Annotated in this window: 8 protein-coding genes; 3 read left to right on the top strand and 5 right to left on the bottom strand. The window is 43.3% G+C overall.

The features are described 5' to 3' along the window. Window positions 1-43: 43 nt before the first annotated feature. Window positions 44-4,330 (bottom strand): GEVED domain-containing protein, encoded by a 4,287-nt coding sequence (locus ABDW02_RS10700; protein ID WP_343634547.1) that lies wholly within the window; start codon window positions 4,328-4,330, stop codon window positions 44-46. 398 nt (window positions 4,331-4,728) lie between these two features. Then, a complete protein-coding gene (locus ABDW02_RS10695) occupies window positions 4,729-8,697 on the bottom strand; it encodes a GEVED domain-containing protein (RefSeq protein WP_343634546.1) in 3,969 nt (1,322 codons plus the stop codon). Window positions 8,698-9,036: 339 nt separating this feature from the next. Between ABDW02_RS10695 and ABDW02_RS10690 the strand changes: the two genes are divergently transcribed. Then, entirely contained in the window at window positions 9,037-9,822 is a 786-nt protein-coding gene (locus ABDW02_RS10690; RefSeq protein ID WP_343634545.1) for an SDR family oxidoreductase, read from the top strand. Here the strand turns inward: ABDW02_RS10690 and ABDW02_RS10685 are convergent. Both ABDW02_RS10685 and ABDW02_RS10680 read right to left on the bottom strand, forming a co-directional pair. Further along, window positions 9,814-12,216 carry a choice-of-anchor L domain-containing protein gene (locus ABDW02_RS10685; protein WP_343634544.1) on the bottom strand — a complete coding sequence of 801 codons (2,403 nt, stop codon included), beginning with the start codon at window positions 12,214-12,216 and terminating at the stop codon, window positions 9,814-9,816. The two genes, ABDW02_RS10690 and ABDW02_RS10685, sit on opposite strands and share 9 nt — an antisense overlap. A 120-nt stretch (window positions 12,217-12,336) precedes the next feature. Next, window positions 12,337-14,175, bottom strand: coding sequence for an ABC transporter ATP-binding protein (locus tag ABDW02_RS10680; RefSeq protein ID WP_343634543.1), 1,839 nt, complete (start codon window positions 14,173-14,175; stop codon window positions 12,337-12,339). A gap of 67 nt (window positions 14,176-14,242) precedes the next feature. Between ABDW02_RS10680 and rbfA the strand changes: the two genes are divergently transcribed. Together rbfA and ABDW02_RS10670 are read left to right on the top strand one after the other, a co-directional pair. After that, window positions 14,243-14,578: a 30S ribosome-binding factor RbfA gene (gene rbfA, locus ABDW02_RS10675; RefSeq protein WP_343634542.1), complete on the top strand. Its 336-nt coding sequence runs from the start codon at window positions 14,243-14,245 to the stop codon at window positions 14,576-14,578. Beyond that, entirely contained in the window at window positions 14,574-15,785 is a 1,212-nt protein-coding gene (locus ABDW02_RS10670; protein ID WP_343635941.1) for an FtsX-like permease family protein, read from the top strand. Before rbfA ends, ABDW02_RS10670 begins: the two co-directional genes overlap by 5 nt. 6 nt (window positions 15,786-15,791) lie before the next feature. Here ABDW02_RS10670 and ABDW02_RS10665 read toward each other — a convergent pair whose 3' ends face one another. After that, entirely contained in the window at window positions 15,792-20,063 is a 4,272-nt protein-coding gene (locus tag ABDW02_RS10665) for a PAS domain S-box protein (RefSeq protein WP_343634541.1), read from the bottom strand. Window positions 20,064-20,081 lie beyond the last annotated feature (18 nt).

Raw genomic sequence — 20,081 nt, 5'->3', positions numbered from 1 at the left:
GCTTTTCAGAAGCAATGCTTCATTACTGCGCTAATACTTTATCTTATTGAATGACTACGCGGAATACTTTTTCAGCAGACTCTGTAGAAAGTTTGAAGAAGTAAGTACCTCTTTCAACTTCTTTTAAGTTTACTGTATTCGTTCCGGCAGCAACGCTTGTTCCGGATTGAATAGTACGTCCGTTGATGTCAGTAACCACTAAATCAAAGTTTCCTGTAAATGTTGATTCAATGAATACAACACCTGTAGAAGGGTTTGGATAAAGGGATACTGCCTCCAATGCATTCTCGTCTACAGATAACCAGTTACAGTTTGTAACAGTTACCACAACGTTTGCTGTATCATCCGGACAAACTCCGTTTCCTGAAATATAATCGTAGTTATACTGACCAGGGAAGTTTGCTGTCCAAATTTGAGAACTTGACAATAGCACATCAGATGGATCATACCAGTCACCGTTCAGGTCTGAATTTCCGTTCAATCCTGCTAACAAATCGATAGGCTCATTTCTACAAGCTGTAATCACACCGTCTTGTCCGGCGTTAGATGGAGCATAAACTTTCACTTGAGAAATAATTGAATCGTAAGCACATCCGTCAACTACGCGGTATTCGAAGTCGAAAGTTGTGTAAGCCAAACCGTTTGATTCGAAATCAGAACCTGTAATACTAGCATTTACAGATGGAACGTTGGAAGACCATGTACCTCCTGTGTTGTTTCCTGTAATTGTTGTGAACAGATCTACGTTTGCACCGTAACAGATCTCAGTTAAAGGAAGAGCAGATCCACCTTCAAGAACGATCTCAGTTACTTTCAAGCTGAAGTTACCTGTAGTAGCATCAAACTTGTCGTACATGATGTAATAAGTAGTTCCTGGAGTCAAACCACAAACTGTGAAGTTTGGAGCTAAACTTGTTCCACCGATCTCGTTATCGTTTGCTGCAACCAGCGTGAATGTGTTGAAGTCAGCACAGTTCGTTGCACTGTAGACAGCAGCCTGTCCGTTGTAAGGAATTGCAGTTGAGTTAACTCTTACAGAACCGGAAGGAGGTGCTACGAATGTATACCATAATGTTCCGTTCAATGTATTGTTAATCCATCCTGTAGTTGTTTGAGCACCTGTTGAAGGAGGAGCAATGTTTGCTTCGTTTAGAGAAACACCTGCACCTGTATTGTTAAACGTGTAAGTCTGGTTCAATGCAAGTACTTCCTGAGAACAAACAACATCGTTTGTAACCGGCATTACCAATGTAATTGGTCCTACCCAGTTAGAAGTATCTACTGTTGTTCCGTTGTCACACTCAGCCTGAACATACACCTGGTAAACACCGGATGCCATCAAAGCTGTATTTTGAACTGTATCTGCAAAGTTAATTCCTGTTGCATCCTGAATGAATCCGTTTCCAAGAGTGAATCCTGTCATTCCGTATTGAATGTTGAATCCTGTTACAGGGTAAGCCATGCTTGAAGCTGTCCAGTTCCATGTCAATTCAAGAGAGTCAACATCTGTTGCTCCTGCCAATCCTGTAATATCAGAACACAATGGTTTTGTACAGAAGTTTACAAGGAATCCGTCAGAAGTTAAGCTGTCAGCCTGACACTCAGAGTAGATATAAGCATCGTAGCAAGTTAACTGTGTTAAAGTACCACCGAAGTTTACGTCAGAGCTGTTTACTGTCAATGTTCCGATTTCCTGACCGGCAACTGTTGGATCAAATCCGTCCAATCCGTATACGATTGTCCAGTTTGTTTCACCGTATGGACCCGCATCCCAGTTCAATTGAGCGTCATCAGCATAAGTAAGTGTTACCATGTTCTGAACGTTCGGACAAAGTGCAGTGTAGAATCTTACACAAGAATTGTTTTGTAAGTATGTCTGGCTATTGTAAGAAATAGTCGTTGTAGACATTGGTCCTACAGCAGAGATTGTTGCGAAGTTACCAGCGTAGTCATAAGCACTTTGAGAACCACCGAATACTTTATCATCATACAAGTAGAAAATCTCACCTGTAGTTTGATTGATTGCGATTTCAAATGTTACGTTTTGACCGGAAACTGTAGAGAATTTAGGTCTGTTGAACCATTCTACGATCAGGTAGTTATCACCACCGATTGTTGTTTCCTGCCAGTATACGTTTCCTTCTTCATCATCCAAGTCAACGTTCCATGCGTTTAGAGTTACCGCTCCGAATTGAATCCATCCGTTGTTGCTAACTGTAACCGTGTTTGAAGTTACTCCCTGGAATGAAACCGGGTTAGTAGTTGTAATCGGAGTAGAAGCATCATCCGCAAGGTTCAATGCCGTTCCTGTAGTTTGGATTGGAGTGAATCCAGGTCCACACTGGCTATCCCATGTTGAGAAAGGAACATCTGTTGAGAATGCGAATGGTCCTGCCCATGCAGAAGATGTAGTACATCCTGCTTGAACATAGAATTGGTAATCTGTATCTTCAGTCAATCCTGTAATTTGAACCGTGTCATTTGTTACTCCGGTCATAGTAGGGAAAGGACTTGATCCAAGTGTGAATCCAGCAGGTCCGTACTGAACGTTCCATGTTGTTTCGTTTCCTTGAGGAGTCCATGTTGCCATTGCGTTGAAGAATGTAACGTTGTATGCATTCAATGCTGTTGGAGCAGATGGCTGAGTAATGATCACCTGGATTGGTGCACTCACTCCACCTACGTTATCCTGAACATAGAAGAAATAAGTACCTGCAGCAAGGTTTGTTGGGATTGGACCCCAGCTAACCTGGTCTGTAGAGTACTGGAACGGAGCAACACCACAGCTAACAGCAGTTTGTGTAAAGCTTCCGTTTGACAAACCGTTACAAGTAACGTTGATAGGAACAAGTGTTACCGCAACAGCTGTTACAATTGCTTCGATATCTGCACGAGCAGAAGAAGGACATCCTGTGTAGTCTTCCTGAACATAATAAGTTGTTGAAGATGTCAAAGAAGGAGTAGTAAATGAGTTACCGGTTCCTAATTGAGTACCTCCTGTTGGAGCATCCCACCAGCTGATAGTTGCACCTGAATAAGAAGGTGTACCTGTAAATGTAGCAGCTGTACCGGAACAAATACCCTGGTCAACGGCTCCTGTACCTGTTAAAGTAGGACAGATAATGTTTACGATGTAGTCTTCTGTTTCACCCCATGTATAAGTTCCACAAGGGTTAACTGTACCTGTAGTTTCAACGTTTACAACACGCATTCTTGTTTGACCCAAAACAGCTCCGACAGGAATTACCAACGTTCCTGTTTCTGTGTGAGGACCGTTTACGTATGCCGGTGAAAGAACTGTTTCTCCCGGATCAGTGAACAAACCGTTTTGGTTAAAATCGATGTATACACGGGTAGTGTTGTTGTAGTTACCACCACATGTTCCGATTTGTACCGATAAAGGATAACTTGCACCACGCACTAAGTTGGTTGCAGGAAGGTTCGCATAGTTAGAATACTGGTTCTGGATTGATCCCGGACCACCTGTTGTAGAACACGTAGAAGAGTTATTCAAAAGCGTTCCGATAGATACATTCAGAATTTCCTCATCTGCTGTACTGGTAGAATTACTTGTACAGTAACAGTTAATGAAGGAGTTTGTTGTTACAAGAAGTGCTGCAGATGTATCTGTCATTCCTGAACAAGTTACATAACGACGGTAATAAGTATTTACCGTTTGGTTACTTGTGTAGCTAGCTGAAGTTGCTCCTGCGATGTTCGCGAAAGAACCAGCTGCTCCTGTAGTGGAGCTTTGCCATTGGTAAGTCAATCCGGTACCTGAAGAAGCTCCTGTTACTGATAACACGTTGTTAACAGAAGGACAGATCGGGTTGCTCGCCGCTGAAACAGTTCCTGCTGTTGGAGGAGCCGTACAAGGAGGAACTACCGTACCGTTGATTGTAAAGCTTCCTGCACATGGACTTGGCGGTGATGGCCAGGTGTCGAACATAATGTAATATTGTACGCCAGCAGTTAAGCTAAATGAAGCTGTAGTTAAAGATGTACCGGAGGTAGTTTGACTTGTTACCAGTGTTCCACCTGAGGTAGGACAACCCTGATAAATAAAAATCCCTACCCAGGATTGACCTGTATAGGAGACAGTAACATTGCTGTAGTTGGTCGCAGGCGTCCAGGTGTACAGCGCTTCCAATCCGTTGTCGTAGTTTGAAGCAAAGTCGATGTCATTCGACCCACCACATACCACAGAAGGATCCGTGTAAGGCATGGTAGGAGCCGCAGGAAGTGCAATCGCTGATGGACAGGTCGTCGCAAAAGCAGATTGAATTCCTACTAAAAGTCCTGCCAGACCCAGTAGTAATTTTTTCTTCATAAAGTATTAATTTATTTACGTTCAGGCAAATGTAAAGAATTAACGGTTCAGTAACATTTTTTTCTTTTATTTTTTATTCGAATAATGGATTGGGTTTGTTGGATGTAACCTTTAGTTGATAGATTGCAATAGTGCATGAAATCCCTTTGTTTATTTGGGTTTCCGAAGGTGTTGTCTGATCAGGAATTTTTTATTGATCTAACAATTGTTGTGTTAATTTTCGTGTCAACAATTGTTTCAATAATTGATTAATCAAACAAAAAAGATGTTTACAAAACAGAAGACCTACTTTTTTAAGGAAAGGGTAAAAAGAAACCCCGGCATTTATCGCCGGGGTTTCCTGATTTTTATTCTTTCGTGCATCCGTTTTGCGGATATCACTTCGAAAAGAATGTTTCTTATTGAATTACTACGCGGAATACTTTTTCAGCAGACTCCGTAGAAAGTTTGAAGAAGTAAGTACCTCTTTCAACTTCTTTCAGGCTTACTGTATTCGTTCCGGCAGCAACGCTTGTTCCGGATTGAATAGTACGTCCGTTGATGTCAGTAACCACCAGGTTAAAGCTTCCTGTAAATGTCGATTCGATGAATACAACACCTGTAGAAGGGTTTGGATAAACAGTTACCTGCTCCAATGCGTTTTCGTCTACAGATAACCAGTTACAGTTTGTAACAGTTACTACAACGTTTGCCGTATCGTCCGGACAAACTCCGTTTCCTGAAATATAATCGTAGTTATACTGACCAGGGAAGTTTGCTGTCATAACCTGGGAGTTCGGCAATAGAACGTCAGATGGATCATACCAGTCTCCGTTTAAGTCTGTATTTCCGTTCAATCCTGCTAACAAATCGATAGGCTCATTTCTACAAGCTGTAATCACACCGTCTTGTCCTGCATTGGATAATGGATAGATGCGAACTTGCGAAACAATGGAATCGTACGCACAACCATCGGTTACACGGTACTGTAAGTCAAATGTCTGGTAAGCAAGTCCTGCTGTGTTGAACGTAGAATCCTGGATACTTGCGTTTACAGCTGCAATGGAAGACGACCAAACCCCTCCGGCATTGTTACCGGTGATTGTTGTGAACAAATCAACCAATTCGCCTGTACAAACACTTGTTAAAGGAAGCGCAGATCCGCCTTCAAGAACGATTGCTGAAACCATCAACCCGAAATTACCGGTTGTTCCATCGAACTTATCATACATCACATAGTAAGTATTACCCGGCGTTAATCCGCAAACCGTGAAGTTTGGAGCTAAACTTGTTCCGCCGATCTCGTCGTCATTTGCTGCTACCAGCGCAAATGTGTTGAAGTCAGCACAGTTGATTGCAGTATAAACAGCAGCCTGTCCGTTATAAGGAACGGAAGTAGAGTTGATTCTCACTGATCCGGACGCCGGTGCTACAAAAGAGTACCATAATGTTCCGTTCAAAGTTGTATTCACCCATCCGTCGGTCATTTGAGCACCTGTTGCAGGAGGAGCAATGTTTGCTTCGTTCAGGGAAACACCTGCACCCACATTGTTGAATGTGTAGGTTTCTCCTAATTGAAGAGCTTCCTGGCTGCAAACATCGTCATTTGTGATCGGCATAACGATGGTAATCGGTCCCATCCATCCGGAAGTGTCAACTGTTGTGCCGTTATCACATTCCGCCTGAACATACACCTGGTAAACACCTGATCCCATCAATGAAGCATCAAAAATAGTGTCTGCATAATTGATTCCGTTTGCCTGGTAGATCGTTCCGCTTCCTAATTGGAAACCTGTCATACCGTACTGGATGTTAAATCCGGTTACCGGGTATGCCAGACTTGAAGCAGTCCATGACCATGTCACCTCCAATGAATCAGGATCCGAAGCACCGTTGATAGATGCCGGGTTCGAACAATATGGCAACGTAGTGAAATTATGGATCAATGCTAGGGAAGTGTCTCCGTTCGCACAGTTCGCATAAATGTAGAGGGTGTAATCTGTCAACTGAGTTAAAGAAGAAATACTGGAGAAACTGTTTGTTTCGTTCAGGATCGTTCCTGTTCCCGGAGTAAATCCTGCCGGACCGTATTCGATAATCCAGTTGGTTTCGTTAGAGAATCCCGGAGTCCAGCCAAATTGGATCTCGTCAGCACCCAGGTATGTTGTTACAACGTTTTTAGGTTTCGGACAATCCGTGTAATAGAAGTGAACACACGTGTTTTCTTGTAAATAAGCAGAGTTATTCATGGAAACATCAATGTTTTGAGCTCCCCGAACACCGATTTCTGCGTCTGCTCCATTATCGTATGAAGCATTGTCATGATTTACATCTTCATATACATAATAGATCTCATTTGTTGCTTCGTCAATGATTAATTCAAACGTAGTTCCATCTGTTCCAAGTGAAGAGAAGAAATGAGCCACATCTGACCACATAACAACGAATTTCCGGTTTGGAGCAACGCCAAGTGTTTGGAAATATACCCCGTCATATGGAGTGTTCATATCCTGAACATATGGATACAAACCATTTCCGGCTGCCATAGTATATCCAACCTGCGCTGTTTGATTTCCTAATACTACACCACCATTGTTTCCGATTGTGATGTCATTAATAAGTGTTCCCTGGTATAACACAGGAAAAGGAAGAGTCAATCCGAATTCGGAATCATCAGTTGTATTTGTATTTGTACCGGTTGCAGAAATGTCTACAAATCCTCCTGCAGGACAATCTGTTGACCAGTCAATGTAAATACCTTGGTTATACGTGTTAAATGTAATCGGTCCGGTATAGTAAGATGAATCAGTTGCAGAACAAACCGCCATCACATAAACCTGGTAGAATGAGTTTGGAGTCAAACTTCCTAAAGTGAAAGGGTTAGTTGTTGCAACTACTGAATCTCCCGTTCCAAGAACAAATCCCGGAGGGCCATATTGCAATTGCCAGGAAGTTTCAGATCCGCCTGCAGTCCATCCCAATTCGATATCTGTAGAAGTAGCGCCTAAGTTTGTCAACCCTGTAGGTTGCGGACATGTCGGAGCCGGAGCAATGTTTACGAAGTAATCTTCTGTTTCTCCCCAGGTGTAAGTTCCACATGGAGTGATGTTGCTGATGACAGTAGTTTCAACGTTGATCACACGCATACGTGTAATACCAAGTGTTGCCGTTACAGGAACAAGTACCGTTCCGATCTCGTTGTGAGGTCCGACTGTATAAGTTGGAGAGGCATACACTTCTTCTCCCGGATCGCTGAACAATCCATTGTGGTTGTAATCAATATACACTTTCGTCATGTTACTGTAGTTACCACCACACGTTCCAATCCCGACATTCAATCCGTAACTAACTGTTCTTGCCAGCGTAGGTGCAGGCAAAGCAGTATAATTGGAATATTGGTTTTGAATGGATCCGGTCCCACCGGTCGAAGAACAGGTAGAACTGTTGTTCAAAGTTCCGATGCTGACATTCAGGATTTCTTCATCGCCTGTACTGGTGGCATTGCTGTTACAGTAACAGTTGACAAAGTTGCTGGTATTTACAAGGAATGCGGCGCTTGTATCACTCATTCCGCTACAAGTCATATAAACACGGTAATAAGTATCTACCGTTTGATTGGAAATGTAAGTGCTGTTTGTTGCACCTGCAATATTGGTGAAAGAACCGGCAGCGCCCGTTGTAGAACTTTGCCATTGGTAAGTTTGTCCTGTTCCTCCCGTTCCACCTAAGATAGAAAGGGTATTGTTAACAGATGGGCAAATAGGGTTGTTTGCTGCGGAAACCGTACCGGCCGTTGGTGGTGATGTACAAGGAACGGCAGGAATAAATGTGATTCCTCCGATCAGACCTCGCGGATAATTCGCCGGTGTGGAAGGGTAAACAGTTCCTCCCCAGGAAATTCCGTCACCGGTTAAAATGTTAACCCCGCCACCGCTGAAGGTGTTGGTTCCGGCTCCATTCGTTAAAGTGGAATACTGCATGGTTGTTGCAGACAAACCAAGCTGATAAGTAGCCCCTGCAGGGATGGTTAAAGACAAAGAAGTCAAACACGGAACAATCCCGTTTGCTGTGTTGGAATTTGATACAACTCCTGTTCCGGCAGAAATCCAGCCGTTTTGTCCTGCACCTACAGTACCGAAGCTCCACGGAGCTGCATTGTCTACATAGGGACTTGTGTTGTAAAGTAGTTCAATGTTATTGGTTGCTGTAGACCCTAAATGACATTGGATACCTGTAATAATGATATCAAATGCATTGGTGTTTTGAACATTGAACGTAACGGATCCGTTTCCGTTGTTGTTCGGGTGGGTGGTGTTAATCACCGTTTGCCCATATATAAATGAGCTAAACAGGCAGAATAACCCCAGCCAGAGTAATTTTTTATTCATAATCTTCAGTTTTTACAAAAATATGTTAAAAGGTTGCCTCAAAAAACGTGTTTTGTAGTTTCAACTAACAATCAGTAAATGAATGATACAGATCAATCAATCGTTTGATCTTGTGTTTCGTATTTCCGAACGAATATTTATTAGGTTTCACTTAACAATTCGATAATTAACAGATCATTTGTTTTTTATTAACAAGTTTGATTTTTAACAAAAAATATGTTGATTTGTCAATAAATGGTAATCGCAATTAACTTTAATAACAATAATTGACAGTTAGTGCGAAAACAAAAATCCGGGTCAAATGCCCTCAAATGACAGATATGATTAATTTTATCCCCGATGAAAGATTTGAATGGTAAAGTTGCTCTTGTTGCTGGAAGCACGCAGGGTATTGGAAAAGCGGTTGCTTTGAAACTGGCGGAAATGGGTGCCGGTATTGTTTTATTGGCCCGTAACGAGGAAAAACTCAAAAGTGTGAAAGAAGAACTGAGCCGGGAAGACGGACAAGTTCATGATTACCTGGCTGTTGACTTTACAAATCCCTCCGATTTGAAAAACAAAATCACCGATTATCTTTCAACAGGTAAAACCATTGATATTCTGATCAATAATACTGGCGGACCGAAAGCAGGGCCGATTATCGATGCGGATATTACAGAATTCCTTGCTGCTTTCAACCAGCATTTGATCTGCAATCACATTCTTGTACAGGCTGTTGTTCCGGGAATGAAGCAAGCAGGGGGAGGAAGAATCGTAAATATTATTTCTACAAGTGTGAAGCAGCCTCTTCCGGGATTGGGAGTTTCAAACACCATCCGCGGAGCAGTCGGGAACTGGAGCAAAACCCTGGCAAATGAACTGGGACAATTCAACATTACGGTAAATAATGTACTTCCGGGAGCTACAAACACGACAAGACTTCAGGAAATTGCTTCCAATAAATCGGCTAAAACCGGAGATACCGTAGATGCAATTTTTGAGGAAATGGCCGATGAATCTCCGATGAAACGAATTGCCAAGCCGGAGGAAATTGCGGCTGCAGTTGCATTCCTGGCATCTTCTGCGGCAAGTTATATCAATGGGATCAACATTCCTGTTGACGGAGGAAGAACAAAATCACTTTAATACATTGACGTGACCCACAATCTCGCCGGAAATATCCGAGCGGGAAGTGTATTTGATCTTGTACGTATATGTTCCGTCAGGAACCAATAGATCTTTGTAGGTACCGTCCCATTCCCAGCGGATACTGTTCGATTCGAATACGAGTTGTCCCCAGCGGTCATAAATAGTGACTTCTATTTCTTTGATGTTAATCAAAGAAGCTTTGAATGTATTGTTGAACTGGTTGCCGTCCGGAGTGAATGTATTCGGAACATAGATCCAGTATTCTTCCTGGATCGTAATCGGTTTCGTAATGGTATCCTTGCACCCGAGGTAATTGGTCGCAATAAGGGTAACGTAATAAGTTCCCGGAACATCGTATGTATTATTGGGATGTACCAGGGTTGACGTATGTCCGTCGCCAAATTCCCATTCGTAGGTATTTCCGCCGATCGTCAGGTTTTGGAAAGTGATCGGTAAATCCTCAAACAAGGTATGACTGGAGATAACAAAGTCTGCGTCAGGCTCGATCACCGTTACGGTGGTTGTTCCTTCAACCGTAAATGTCTGGCATTCATCCGAAACAGAAACCGTGTAGGAAGTCGTAGTGTACGGATTCACAAAAACCTGCGGAGTTGTTTCACCGCTGTGAAGCCATTCATAAAAATACTGACCATATCCACCGGTTGCGCTCACACTGATCGGAACGGTATCTCCCGGACAAATCACCTGATTCGGAGACATCGTAAGTAATAGCGGTGGACTCGTAATCGTGTAAAGAACGCTGTCAAGTGCAGAAACATCACATTGATCGGTCACTTCCACATAGTACATGGTCGAAGTGCTTGGAATAACGTCTAAGGTATCGTTTGTTCCCAAAACAGTTCCGCTTGCCAGGTACCAGGAATACGTATAATTACCTGCACCGCCACTGGCCTGCACGGTCAGTTCTTTCGGCACATAAGGACAAATTTCGGTAATATCCGGCGTTGTAATCAAACCGATAGGAGGATAAACAGGAACAGTTACCGTTGAAATAGCGGTGGCCGTTTCATGCAAACAGGCATCCGTAACGGAAACAGTATAATTCTGTGTAGCCGGCGGATTCACCGTTATGGACGCAGTGGTTTCACCGTTTGGTGTCCAGACAATGGTATAAGGTCCTGAACCGCCGCTTGGAACGGCTGTTAAAACGGCTTCGTCCTGCGGACAAAGTTTATCAACGGAATTTACCGTGACCTGGACGGGTTCAATATCGCCGATCCTCAGGTTTATGATGAACGGATTGAGATTCCCACAGGCATCCAGTAACTGAAAATCGAGAATGATCGTTTCAAACCCTTCCGCAACTCCGTCGGCAAAAGCAGCGAAGTTAAAAGTCACGGTAGTTTGTCCCGGATTGAAAGTCACCGTGTTCGGAATATTGGTGTAATCGACACCTTCCGTAGCTGTACCGGATACATTGATCGGAACAGTTACTGTTTGGGATAAATTTTTTGTTCTGGTGAGCGTTACGGTTGTGTTCACACATCCTTCCGCCATGGTTTTCCCATCGTTGAAAGGATCTGCCGACATGGTGTAATCGACCTCGATCGGTGCTTTGGAAGTTAAACTGTTTGCTTCCAGGAAAATTCCCGAATCAAAGATTCCGTCACCGGCATCTGCAATAGCAATGATGAGGTGATAGGTTTGCCCGCACTGTACTTTCGAAACTGCTTCGAGCACTTTGGTAAAACCGTCGTATTGGATGTATGCTGAAGAACCGTTATAAGGGCTTTGGCTTCCGTTTCCGTTATTGACGAAGTAAGCAGGATTACTCGCTCCGCAGGCATTGATACCGCTTCCTGTTCCCCCGGGATTTCCACCGTTTACATTGTTGATCGTAACGGTTGCCCCGGACGGCAATTTTGCCATGTTTTGTGTACCGCCGGGAATTCCAGGTCCGGAAATGAAAAATGCGAAGGCATCGTTATATTGGGAACAAACGTATTCCGGGTATTCTTCCGACCCGAAAACGTACTTGAAACGGACGGTATCGGAATAAGGAATGAAATCGAATTCCAAAATGGCCGCATTGTAAGTACTTGCACCTGCCTGATTGCTTAAGGCGCCAAAACCCGGATAGTTGTTGTCTACTCCGGAATTGGAGGAATTATTAGGTCCTTGAGGGCCGCTTCCGTTATTTGCAATGGTTCCGGTTGTAATGACAATTCCTGAGTTGATTCCCAGGTTTGTGCCGTTTGCTGTAAATTTTCCGATTGCCCCGGATGCTCCTGAATAATTAATATTTGAAACGGTAACTCCGGGTCCGAGAAGCGTATTTTGAACCAATGATGCAGCACTTTGAGGTGATGTGACCAATTGGCCCATCAGGGAAAGCGGAAAAAGAAGTGCTATCAGACAAATTAGCTTCATACGTAAATAACGTTCCGTAAATGGAATAGTTGTTTCTGAATTGCAAAAAGCGAACCAAAATGGAAATATAGTGATTAAACGGTAGGAATCAGTGATTTATCAGTCAAAAAAAATCATAAATTACTGGAAGATTCCCTGAAGCCCGCACAGGTTTGCATAAGTTCCGCCCAAAGCAATTAAATCCTGGTGTTTTCCGCGCTCAATAATCTGGCCTTTTGACAATACCAAAATTTCGTCGGCATTGATAATCGTGCTCATTCTGTGAGCGATAATCAAGGAGGTGCGGTCCTTCATTAATTCGTCCAAAGCTCCTTGTACGATGCGTTCGCTTTCAGTGTCCAATGCAGAAGTTGCTTCATCCAGGATCAGGATGGAAGGATCTTTCAAAACCGCCCGGGCAATGCTTAATCGCTGTTTCTGTCCTCCGGAAAGCTTGTTTCCGCGCTCCCCGATAATGGTGTCGTAACCGTTTTCAAGTTGTTCGATAAAACTGTCGGCGTGGGCAATTTTGGCTGCTTTCACAATCAATTCCATCGATACGTCTTCTCTTCCGAAAGCAATGTTATTCCGAACGGTGTCGTTGAACAATATGGATTCCTGCGAAACGATCCCGATGTTTTTGTGCAGATCTTCCAATCCGTATTCTTTGATATTGATATCATCGATGTAAATTGCTCCTTCATTCACGTCGTAAAAACGTGGAAGCAGGTCTGCAATCGTTGATTTACCACTACCGGATTCACCGACCAAAGCAATGGTTTTTCCGCGTTTCAGGTCAAAATTGATATTCTTCAAAACCCACTCGTCCTTGTATTTGAAACTAACAGATTCGAGTCTGATGTCGTTTTTCAGGCCATCCAGTTTTTTCGGATGTTCGGTTTCATAAATATTTTCATCCGTATCGAGGATTGCGTTGATCCGGTCGCGGGAAGCTTCTGCCTTATTGAGGTTTCCTACCGCAGTTGCAATTCCCTGGATGGGGCGCAGCAATTGGGAAAAGACGATGATAAAGGTAATGAACTGGGCACCTGTGAGACTGTTTGCATCTTTATCCAGGATCATGATTCCGCCGAACCAAACCAGGCAAATCATAACCGCAGCACCTAAAAATTCATTCAAAGGCGGCGAAAGGTCTTTCTTGCGGAAAGTGCGGGTAATTAACTGCTGATGTCTTAAATTGATCTTACGGAAACGCTCCATCATAAATGGAATGGCGTTGAATGCTTTAATCACTTTGATTCCACCCAACGCTTCTTCGATGGTCGAAAAAACAATCCCGTTTTGTTCCTGGCCTTGCTTGGCTGTACGTTTCAAACTTTTCCCGATGCGGGAAATAACGAAAGCGGAAATCGGAAGCAGAATAAAGGAAATTAAAGTCAGTTTCGGGCTGATGTACAATAAAGTACCCACCGCTGTAATAATGGCAAACGGTTCCCTGTAAATCAATTCCAAAATGGCAACCACTGCAATTTCGATCTCACCCACATCACTATTCATGCGCGACATCAAATCTCCTTTTCGTTCTTCTGTATAGAAGGAAAGCGGCAATTTCATCGCTTTGGCAAAAATCTGGTCTTTGATATCACGCACTACCGCCATACGCAACTGCGATTGATACCAGATTGCTCCGTAACGCGTGAGGTTTTTCAGGAAAAAAGCTGTCAATACGGAAATACAGACGAAGAAAAGCGCTTGTTTGGGATCTTCTTTGACCATTTCCTGCATGGTATAATTGAAAAGGTCCTTGCAATAAATAAAAAAGTCAGCAAAGCCTCCGTCGTAAACCGGTTTCTTCAGGTCTGCGGCCTCATCAGATTTAAAAATGAGCTGCAAAAACGGGATAAACAACACCATGGAAAGCAGGTTGAATATCACAAAGAGCAAGTTGTAAAAGATCGTCAATATAGCCGGAGCTTTATACGAAAAAGTGTATTTATGGAATGCTAATATCGATTTCATGCAGTACAAAGATATGTTTTTGTTGTCCTTTGTGGTTGAACGAGTTTACAATTCTTAACTTTGCAGCATGAGTTCAATTAGACAAAACCGGGTTGAGGGAGTAATTCAGGAAGAATTATCGACTTATTTTCAACGCAATGCACGTGAGATTTGCTTGGGTGCAATGGTCAGTGTGACGATTGTAAGGGTAACTTCCGATCTGTCTTTGGCACGTATTTATTTATCGATTTTTGCGGGTCCTGACAAGAAGGAAGTATTGAAAAATATCCAGGAGAATTCCCGAAAAATCCGCGGAGAAGTCGGGAAACGGTTGAAGAACATGCACAAAATTCCGGAACTTCAGTTCTATATTGATGATTCCCTGGATTATGCAGAAACCATTGATAAATTGCTGAAAGATTAAGGTTTCATTTTTCATAGCGAGAAGGTACCTTCGATATACCCGGAAACAGCGTAACCTGGTCAATTGGATTACGCGCATATCGGTTGTCGGAATTTCGGTCATTACAGCGGCCCTGGTGATTATTTTATCGGCCTTCAACGGGATCGAGCAAATGGTTTCCAAACTTTATTCGGATTACGATCCGGCCATTACCATGCGTTCGCTGGAAGGGAAAACCTTCGATTCCACGGCAGTAAACTTCCGGGAACTCCGGAAACTTCCGGGAGTTATTTCGGTGTCCAAAGCCATTGAGGAAACCGTCATCATCAAACACGGCAAGAAATGGATCAATGCGCGCATGGTCGGAGTAGATTATTCGTTTGTGGAAGCCTGTAACCTGAAAAATCACATGGTCGACGGTTATCCGTACCTCGAAGAGAATGGCGAGCCTACGGCCGTTATCGGGGCAAGTTTACTGGATAAAATTGACGGATATATTTCCGAAATGGACGGATACGAAGAATTGACCTTGTATACGCCGTTAAGAGATGCCTCCATTGCCCGTTTAAAAAGCCCGTTCAAAGTTTCCCCGCTGAAAGTGGTGGGAAGGATGAACTACAACAAGGACGTGAATATGTCGGATGTATTGGTGCCGCTCAACTACGCTGAAATCCAGCTGAATTACGGGTCGGACATTACAGCGATTTATTTTCATGCCGATAAGCAACACATTGAATCCGTTAAAGCAGCACTTGTAGCTAAATTCGGAAAGAAATTCATGATTAAAACAGCTGCTGAAAAGAACGAATTGATCTTTAAGACCAGTGAGAGCGAAAAGAAAATTGTGGTATTGATCCTGCTGTTCATTTTCGTACTGGCTGCATTCAACCTGGTCGCATCGCTGAACATGTTGTTTATTGAGAAGAAGGAAAACATCGAAACCATGGAACGCTTCGGAGCTACCAGGCAGTTTATTTTCCGGATCTTCTTTTTTGAAGGAATTTTAATTGCATTCAAAGGAATCGGGATCGGATTGGTTTTGGGTGTTGGCGTTTGCCTGCTTCAAATGCAGTTTGCGTTCCTGAAAATGCCGAATTCCGGCGGTGAAGCCTTCCCGGTTATTTTGCGCGCAATTGACGTACTGTTCATTTTTGGAATGGTGGTCCTGCTGAGTGTTTTATCGTCTTATTTCCCGGTGCGTTACCTGGTAAAAAGAACCATTGACTGATCACGGCTATGAGGTTTCATCCTCACTCTCATTCTCCTTTTGTTTCAGGTATTTCTTCAATCCGATAATCGTGATATCATCCGTTTGTTCGTGTCCTTCGGACCAGTTCGACCAGGCATTTTCAAAATACTTTTTCTGCAATGGCATTGATTCGACCTTGATCTTTTCAAGCAATTCGCGGATGCGTTTGAAGGAGAATTTTTTGTTGCGGATGGAACCGAACTGCTTTTGGAACCCATCTGTAATCAGGTAAAGCTGGTCTTCTTCCGAAAGGGAAATGGCCTTGTTCTCATAAATCTGCAATTCCATGTCCTTTTCGAGTTTCGTAGACCTGTACAGGTTAAATTCTTCCTGGTGAATATGGATCAGGGCAACGCCGCTGGTTGCAAACTGGATAGCATCTCCTTCAAAGACTACCACCAGTGCATCCATTCCTTCGGTTGTCAGGGTGTTGTTTCCGTGGTGAAGCAGTTTATGCAGTTCGTTATTCAACCCGTTGAGGATTTCTGCCGGATCATCAATTTTGCGTTCGATCACCAATTGGTTTAACAGGTTAATTCCAAGAATGGTCATGAAAGCACCCGGAACACCATGCCCGGTACAATCTGCAAGTACCAGGATCAGTTTATTCCCGATTTTATGGGTCCAGTAGAAATCGCCGCTGACAATGTCCTTCGGTTTGAAAATCACGAAATAATCTTCAAAATGACCTCCGATTTCGGAAGCCTTCGGCAATAAACTGTACTGAATGCGTTTTGCCGAGTTGATACTCGAAGTAATGTCCTTGTTTTGCTGTTCGATCAATAGTTCATTCGCCCTTTTTTCAGTGATATCACGGGCAAGAGCCGTGAACCCGATAATACGCTTGCGTGAACCCGGTTCGAATACAATGGATGCGTTTTGTCCGAGCCAGATAATGCGTCCTTCTTTCGTACGGATAGGGAATTCCAGGTAAGTATTCTGGATCCGGTTAATGATCTGGTTGCGGAAGAAATCCTTTACAATTTCGCGGTATTCCGGGTGAACGATAGTCACGGAATCCTTCCCTACGAGGTTTTCGTGCTTATACCCGAAAGTGCGGCTACTCATTTCGTTCAGGTAGGTGAAATGCCCGTCGATATCCGTATTGAAGATCATATCGTGTGCATTCTCTACCAACGACTGGTAATTCGTTGTCAGTGTCAGTTTTTCCGTTACGTCTTGTCCCATGATAACACGTACTGAGTCGGAGAAGTATTTACAGGACCATTCGATCCACACCACTTCGCCTTTTTTGTTGTACATCGGCACCAGGAATATTTTACCGTCCGAAAATTCATCTCCCAGCGAGAATTCACGCATCTCAGCGGATACTACAATCGGGTTCAGGGTGGAAAGTGATTTCCCTACAATCATGTTTGAATCGATGTGAAGCAAAGAAGAAAGGTTCTTGCTGCAATAGGTGATGATTCCTTTTTGATCGAAGGAAATGGCCATCATGTTCCCTTTGTTCAGGATGTTGCTCACGAAGAACAGTTTTTCCAGGGAATCGTTTCTCAGATAAGTAACCATTACAACCAGTGCCGAGGAAACCCCGATCGTAAGAATAAAGAGCACGCCGTTGTAAACCGGATTTTCGATCCAGATCAGCATCATGACCGCAACCAGGATTTCCAGCAGGCAAATAATGATGATCGAACGGATGTTATTCAAAAGGTAAGGCAGCGCGCTTGAAATAAGTACAATTGCCGTTATCGGGTACGGATGAATGTTCGAAATGAAGAGGATGTAGAAAAACTGGATGAAAAGGACAATCAGTGAGAAATACAAACTCAGGTTGTTGATGTAATCCAGCCTGTTCCGGCGGGAAGAAATGCGGTGTACAAAATAAGCGACGATCAGCACCGAACTTGCCAGAATGTTTACCATGACATAGGCCAGCTTTTCATCTACGAAGTAGTAAATGATCAGACCTGTCAATACATTGGTCAATGCTCCGAATAAAAGCAGTTTGGGCACAAAGCGCGGATCCAGGGAGTTGTAGCTTATCTCGTAAAGGTTAATCCGCATTCCGGTCCTGGTCCATTCCAGGTAACCTATGTTCAACAATCCCAGGAAAAGAATAATGATCACGATAAACCACTTGGATTGCCAGATCGGGTTGTGGATCAGGATGGGGTAGTGTGCAATCTCCGAAAAGTTGATTCCGTCGAAACTGGATTTTACTTCCAGGCGGTAGGAACCATTTTCCAGTTCAGGCATTTTCATTTCTCCGGAACTGTTGAGCCTGATCCAGAATTTATTGTATCCGGCAATCTTATAATAATATTCCAGTCCACTGTTTTTGGAAAGAATGGTTTTGAATGTCAGGTATTTTCCCTGGTCCACGTCGCGGATCACTCCGTTTTGGAACAAGCGCCCTTTGATAATGATGGGTTTCGGCGGAACCGGGTAGTTCTTTAAGATTTCCGTATTGATCAGGAACAAACCTTCGGAAGTCCCTACAAACGATTTGTTTTCATCCTGGAAAACCGCCCGCATATTGGTTTCATAACCGGTGAACCCGTTTTTTTCGTTGTAATTTTTGTGGTAAACCACTTTCCCGTTTTTGTCCATTTTGAGAATGTGAATTCCCAGGTTGGTCCCGATAATCAGGTTTCCGAGTTTATCCGCGGTAAGTGTATAGAACAAATAAGAAGGCAGGATTTTTTGATCTTTGATCAGGATCAGGCGGTGTTTCCGGTCGATTCCTGCTATTCCCCGGTCCAGGCTGAACCACAGGTTCCCATACATGTCGGTAGTAGAATTCCCGGCGTAAGCTCCGATTTCATTAAAACGGGTTAAGTGCTTGATTTCTTTGGTTGCAAGATTGAGTTTTTTGATCCCTTCGTTGGAGCCAAAATAGAGGAATTTTCCGTCAGCCGATTTCTGCCCGCAATAGAAGTAATCGGGGGCATCGGTCATTTTTAATTTCGTGCTGGTCCTAGTTTTCGGGTTGTAACAGTAAAGACCTTTTTGAACGGGTGCGAACCACAGGTTTTCTCCATCCCAGAGTGCAAATTTGATCCGTTCGCCTTTTTGGTTGGGAATATTCGTTTCGCGGATTTCTCCGTTTTTTAATTCATAAATACCGTTCTCAGAGCAAATGAGCGTTCCGAGTGGGCATTCCAGTATGTGGTTTGCCCGGAAATTCTTTTTCAACCGGAAATCCCCGGAATACAAAGGACCGTAATAGACTTCGTTTTTTCCGTTGCCCAACAGGAATTCATTGTTCTTTGTTCGGAAAATCTGCAGGATCAGGTTGTCTTCGAAAATCGGGCTTAGTTTCACTTTCGTGAAAGGCTCAATGCTTATTTTGGTAATTCCCTGCGAGGTATTCATCCAATAATCGCCCGACTGATCAATAAAAAGATGATAAATAACCCCTAATTCATGGTCGTAATTGGGAGCGATACGCTTGAGTTTGTCTTCTTCAATGGAAAAAAGCAGTTTATCCGAATGACTGAAGAAAATGCGGTTATTCCTGGAAGTCACATTGTCGATCGGACTGATGGAAAAGTCGAAATTCGTAGCTTCAACAGCCTTTCTGAAAATACTTCCGTTGTTCGAGAAGTAATACGTGTATTTGTTTTTCCCGCTTTCATCGTAAAGCACCAGTTTCTTTTGGTAATATGAAGCGATCTTAAAACGAATGCCCGGTGAATCCAACCATTTGTCCAAAGGAACAATTTCCGCAGCACTGATGAAATAGGAATCTTTATCGGTAATCAGAATGTTCCCGTAGGGAGTTTCCAATAACTGGACACATTTACTGATATACCTCGACAAATAGGGCTTTTTCAGAAGTAGTTTTCCGTTGAGATCCGTCACCAGCATGTAATTATTGGTGATAATGGACAGTTTACTCTGGCATTTTGCGATGCGTAAAGCAGAACCTTCCGTAACAGGATTTATCTTGTAAAAAGAGTGGATCCCGTTGTTGTAGTAATTCAGGATCCCGGCATAAAGTGTGGAAAAATAAATTTCCCCGTTTACCAGCGCAATTCCCGTAACGTGATAGGGGCGGTCCAATCCTTTGGAGTTGTGCATGGATTCAAAAGTGGTCCCGTTAAACCGGACAATCCCGTTTCCATCCGTTCCGATCAGTAAATGCCCGAGTTCATCCTGGGTGGCAGAAAGGGTAGTGGTTATCTTTAAACCGTCCTGGTGATTGAATTCCTGGAAAGTATATAACTGCGCATGAAGTTGCGGGCTCAATACAAGTAGAGAGAATACAAGAATAAGTGTGTGCAGTTTCAAATTGTTCTCAAATTGGGG

The sequence above is a fragment of the Fluviicola sp. genome, assembly GCF_039596395.1.
GTDB lineage: Bacteria > Bacteroidota > Bacteroidia > Flavobacteriales_D > Crocinitomicaceae > Fluviicola.
Note: the sequence above shows the minus strand (reverse complement) of the source record. Positions and strands in the feature narration are given on the sequence as shown.